This window comes from Klebsiella sp. HMSC09D12 (assembly GCF_001808475.1).
Lineage (GTDB): Bacteria > Pseudomonadota > Gammaproteobacteria > Enterobacterales > Enterobacteriaceae > Klebsiella > Klebsiella oxytoca.
Window position 1 is genome coordinate 1 of sequence record NZ_KV793417.1, and the last position, 3,089, is coordinate 3,089.

A 3,089-nucleotide genomic window follows, 5' to 3' on the forward strand; every position below is an offset into this window, starting at 1 on the left:
TCAACAACTCAGGGCTGGGTAAAGTATGGTTTGCGGGGCGGGGTATGGCCCCGGAATGGCAGATGAAACGGGAGATGCTTTCTCCTGCTTATACGACACGATGGTCAGATATTCCTGCAGCGAAACTGGCGTGAAACTATGGCGATTTCACCTTGAAATTCTCAGCCTAAACTGCCTAATTACAATAAGTTAGATGTGAAATCGCCATGGCGAAATTATTGACTCAAATTTCTGTCAAGGACTTCGTTGATAGCCTTGTCCAGTTCATCCTGAATCACTTTTGACATACGGCTAAACTCATAAGTCAGCGTGCGCCCTTTCACACGCTTACGCGCGAACTTGTCCTTTTCTTCAAAAGACCAGAGTGGGGAAACCACTGACTTTTCCTTGGGAGATGGATCTATCAATGCCTGAGATGCCTGAGAAATCAGCTTCAGAATACTGGCTTTCTGTTCGTCTTCTGGTCGCTCGCCATCACTCAAAATTGCATCGAGCTGAGCTGATACAGACTGAATGAGTTCTTCAGGTGTTAATCCCTTTTCACTGAGTTTTTCATTAACTTCTAAAAGAAGTTTATAATCACTAAATGATAGCTCCGACTGAACCGGGAACAGAGAAATTAAGTCTTGCGGTACGGCCGCCGCCTGCAGCGCCCTGGTAACTTTAGCCTGAGATAACCCCTCCAGTTCAGCAATTTCCTTTTGATTAAATCCGGACTCTTTAAGAGCGATCAATCTCAGGCCAATCTCCCGAAGATTATGTTCTTTAGCTGTCTGGATATCTTTAGCCAGTTGGCGAGCTTCATCAGCTGATAAATGTTCTTCGGTAACCATTACATCAAGGCCTGTACGGACAAAAATTGCTGAGGCTCGCCGTCTTGAACCATCCAGTATCTCAATCCTTTCACTTTGCTTAATACCAATACAGGGAAAGAACTGCTGAAACTTAATCGTCTGGATAATGGATTTCAGGGACTCCCTGGTCAGTGCAAGTTGATCTCTTCCGTTGTTTTCCTGGTTTACGAAGGTCTTACTTTCAACTTCAGATGCAGGCACCCGAACAAACCTGAACGTTACCTTCCTGCCGGTTTTTAAGGTAAATACCTGGCTTCTACCGGTGTCCGTCATTTCCGCCATTGACGCCTGGGTATTTAACTGTCTGCCGATGGTTTTTCTTTTCTCATTCGACATCACATACCTCCGTTTGTACGAATGAACTCGATGCGATCAAAGACTGCCTTCGCAAAGTCTTCCGCTGCTGATTTTGCGCTTTTTAGTGCCTCAGTACTTCCATCATAGGTTGCTGGATTTGCTGAAATAACTGTGTCAAAAGTCTCCCCACAGCGTTCGAAACCATCCAGTCTCGGCAGAACCATGTCTAGCATATCGGCACCGAAAACCTCTTTGGCCTGACTATGGCAAATTTTGTGATCAGATTTGTTCAGGATCTTGGACATGAAGCCGACATTACCGATGAGATTGCAGGTGTGCCCATCCATTTCGATGGAATCTATGAGGGCAGGGAGGCTGGCCACAAACTTCAGGGAAGAATGAAAATCAACCGTCGCCGGTGGAAGAGGGGTCAACATCAGGTCTGCCGCTCCAATGCAGTTTTTCAGGAACGCATCAAGGTGAGGACCACTATCAAGGAAAATAAAGTCGTAGTCATGCTGGAGCTTGTCGATAATGTTCTCTTTAAGCACCGCATGAATATTTTTCCCTGGCAGATGTTCTTCACACAATCCCTTCCAGCCTTCAGCAAGGAATGCATCGTCAATGGAAGCGGGGATTACATCAACACCAGGGATAATAGACGGTACTATAAAATCGGAAAGTAATTCTTCACGAGACACGTTCTGGAGCATGGCCTGAGCAGCCGTATTTTCAACCAGGCCCACTGAATTCTCATGGCTCAGGAACATTGTCAGAGATGCCTGCGGATCGAAATCGATGGCCAGAATACGCAGGTCTTCGAACAGAAGCTGAGGATGAGCTCGAAAAGCATGTGATAATGAAGCGGTAGAAACTGTCTTGGAACCACCACCTTTAAGATTACATACAAAAATCGTAAAGGCTTTATCGAAGCGATCCCTGTACTTCGGTACTTTACGATGGTTATACAGATCGATGACATTCTGAATCGTCATCGCGTATTTCATCGTATTGCCAGAAGGTTTCTTTTTAAAAATGTACCCACCGGCTTCCATTTCGGCCACAGCATACTCAACACTACCTTTACTGAGTTTTGGCAGCTTATAGAGTGCGGCTTTGCTGTATTCCTGATAGAACTCGGTAAGCTTCAATTCCTCTTTTTGCTGGCGGATACTTTCGCTCAAAGATGTCAGAAGCTTACCTGCACGTGTAGCGACTTTTCGTAACTGGTCAATATTGTCCATTATTCACCTCATGACGTTTTTTGTCATTTTGAACAAAAAGAGTCATGTTGCAAGAAAAAAATCAGATTGTTTTGATTTTGCTCTCAACAGGAGGGGGCGGAGAAACCCGACGGGCGGCTTCTCAATCACAGTGGCGCAACACGCAGATGCAGCAATGATCATCACGCAACAACTAGTACAAAAGGGTTTTGAGAAAGACATCAGTCTTGCGAGACAGGACGGCCATTAATAATGGTGAGCACGAAGTGACTCTGAAAATAGCCCGAAACATGCCCCAGAACAGTATTGTCCGCAATACCGCAATGAAAATGACCGGTCTGACAGGAGACGATCTGGCATAGTTCCGGTTAGTAACCCCACCTCCAGGCACTGCCTGCCTAACCATAGCGTAAACTGGTGGGGCAGGGTGGTATCCGTTTCAGACTCTGCCTACCACGTTCCCTGTCAGATGTACCCAGCGCAATGCTGATCCGTATGTATCAGCGCTCGCCGCAGCCATGTGACCGAGCGTAGCGAGCGAACTGGCGAGGAAGCGAAGAGGCACCGTTCCGTCAGATAGCTCTTACGCCCAGTACAAGAATAGGTTTCCATCCTCTGTGGGAAACAGGTCAACTTTATGGACGCTCCGGAATATGGGAAACAGGTCAACTTCTCGGACGACCCGGACTGTGGGAAACAGGTCAACTTCGCGGAC

The 3,089-nt window shown here is 46.6% G+C and carries 3 protein-coding genes and 1 pseudogene; 2 read left to right on the forward strand and 2 right to left on the reverse strand.

The annotated features are described in order from the left end of the window. Nucleotides 1–134, forward strand: a 134-nt coding sequence (locus HMPREF3178_RS29530) for a DUF4113 domain-containing protein (RefSeq protein WP_075209479.1), incomplete at its 5' end; no start/stop codon positions are given. An 81-nt stretch (nt 135–215) separates the two neighbouring features. On the opposite strand, the gene HMPREF3178_RS05230 is transcribed toward HMPREF3178_RS29530, so the two are convergent. Beyond that, nucleotides 216–1,190 carry a ParB family protein gene (locus tag HMPREF3178_RS05230; RefSeq protein WP_001568034.1) on the reverse strand — a complete coding sequence of 325 codons (975 nt, stop codon included), beginning with the start codon at nt 1,188–1,190 and terminating at the stop codon, nt 216–218. Beyond that, a complete protein-coding gene (locus tag HMPREF3178_RS05235) occupies nt 1,190–2,395 on the reverse strand; it encodes an AAA family ATPase (protein ID WP_001568033.1) in 1,206 nt (401 codons plus the stop codon). Before HMPREF3178_RS05235 ends, HMPREF3178_RS05230 begins: the two co-directional genes overlap by 1 nt. 130 nt (nt 2,396–2,525) lie before the next feature. Between HMPREF3178_RS05235 and HMPREF3178_RS31560 the strand changes: the two are divergent. Further along, a pseudogene (locus HMPREF3178_RS31560) lies at nt 2,526–2,736 on the forward strand (ISNCY family transposase); the annotation flags it as partial. Between the last annotated feature and the right edge of the window lie 353 nt (nt 2,737–3,089).